Genomic DNA, 1,907 nt, shown 5'->3' on the forward strand with positions numbered 1-1,907 from the left:
GCACGAGCGGGAAACGGCTACAAATATCGTCAGCTTGAGACAATGATTGATAAGGTCATTCTTAAAGATAGAATTGAGGCTGACATTCTCGATCTCGATCCAAAGGCGGAATTCTCTGGATCCCTTCCTGCAGCGCTTGAAGACCTGTACCGTGATATATCGCTCGAGTTCTATGGACTAAAGGGCTATTCTTTTCAAAGGGCAGTAGAGTCGATGAATAACTATTTTGAAGGTCTTTACGGAAGGTCAAGATTGGCCTTGATTCTGAAACGATTTAGCATAAGAGAGGGTTCTCCTGAAGAGGCCTTCTTTGAAGATACACATCCCGATCCTTTGAATCTTGCAATGAAGCCCTGGTTCCACAGTTTTGCCGGTTGGGAAAGCAAGAAGACGTTCCATGAATTGTACAAAGAGGCCTTTGACAACGCCGTTCATTTTTTGCAAAATTATCTTGATGGAGTGGGCGACTTCTCTTTGCCACGGGTCTCTCTTATGACAAACCTGCCACTAATGGAATACTGAATGACAAATTCGTACAGAAGGGAGGGAGGCCGTATCCAGATCTGGAATACGGTGATCATATGAAAGTTCTCGGCATAATTCTAGCAGGCGGGCGGGGTGAGTACTTGACTCCTCTTACTCAGGTTAGGGCCAGCGCTGCACTGCCAGTTTACGGAAAGTACAGATCCATTGATTTCACGCTCAGCAATATGGTCAACGCTGGGATATCAAAGGTTGGGATAATCACGCAGTACAGTCCGAGAAGCCTGATGGACCATATAGGTTCGGGAAAGGAATGGGACCTAGATAGAAAACAGGGAGGACTTTTCATACTGCAGCCTTATTACTCTCCGGACAATCCTTCCATGGGATACAAGGGAACTGCAGACGCTCTCTTCCAGAACATAAACATTCTTAGAAGAGGCAATGAGGACTCGGTGCTGATCGGCTCAGGAGATCACATCTTCAAGACTGATCTAGCAAAGATCTTCAGATACCATCTTGACACGGCTGCCGATATAACCGTTTTGACAGGCAACAAAGAAGGCGAATGCGGTATGGAAGGAATGGACCGAGTGGTCTGTAGAAACGGAAGAGTTGTCAAGTGGATCGAAAAGGAAAAGATTGCGGAAAACCCGCAAGAAGGCGACTGTGTTGCGCTTGACATATATTTCATTAACAAGTTTTTATTGAGAGAACTGCTCTATTCTGCGGTCCCCAATGGTGAAAATGAGCTTGTGAAAGGGATAATTTCTCCGAATCTTTCTTCATTGAATGTTAGAGAATACAGGTACAATGGGTATTGGCGGGATATTAAGCTGAGTAAAAAGTGCTATTTCAGAACGAACCTCGACATACTTAATCCTGAAATAAGGAGGGAGCTCTTCTACGAAAACGGCAGAGTCTTCACCAAATTGAAGGATCTTCCACCTCCAAAGATCACCGGAACTGCATATATGAATAACTCTGTGATTGCCGATGGATGCGTAATAGGTGGAAGAATAGAGGATTCAGTCTTATTCAGAGATACGAGAGTGATGGCGGGCGCAACTGTGAAGAATTCAGTTCTTCTTGAGGGTTGCTTGGTTGAAGAGGGAGCTTATATAGAGAACGTCATTATGGACAAGTACTGCACCGTGAGGCTGGGAAGAAGTTTTGTCGGTGAAGCCGAAGATCCCACTGTGATCGAAAAACACGGCGTAATTTAGGCGGGGTGATTGTATGGCCAAGAAGGTTGTTGCATTGATATTAGCCGGCGGACAGGGGACGAGACTCGGTTTGCTCACTGATGAGGTTGCAAAACCGGCAGTGCCTTTCGGCGGGAAGTACAGAATCATTGACTTTTCTTTGAGCAACTGCGTCAACTCCGGTATCACGGCAGTCGGTGTTCTTACTCAGTACAGGCC

General features: G+C 45.8%; 2 protein-coding genes and 1 pseudogene. All 3 read left to right on the forward strand.

Going from position 1 to position 1,907, the window contains the following annotated elements:
• Positions 1-522 (forward strand): annotated as a pseudogene (locus BG32_RS07585) (hypothetical protein); the annotation flags it as partial.
• A 59-nt stretch (positions 523-581) separates the two neighbouring features.
• Positions 582-1,709, forward strand: coding sequence for a glucose-1-phosphate adenylyltransferase subunit GlgD (gene glgD / locus BG32_RS07590; protein WP_006486752.1), 1,128 nt, complete (start codon positions 582-584; stop codon positions 1,707-1,709).
• 13 nt (positions 1,710-1,722) lie between these two features.
• Positions 1,723-1,907: sugar phosphate nucleotidyltransferase (locus BG32_RS07595; protein WP_259459599.1), on the forward strand; the 185-nt coding region annotated here is incomplete at its 3' end.

Source organism: Mesotoga sp. HF07.pep.5.2.highcov (assembly GCF_003666285.1).
In the GTDB taxonomy this organism is placed as follows: Bacteria; Thermotogota; Thermotogae; order Petrotogales; family Kosmotogaceae; genus Mesotoga; species Mesotoga prima.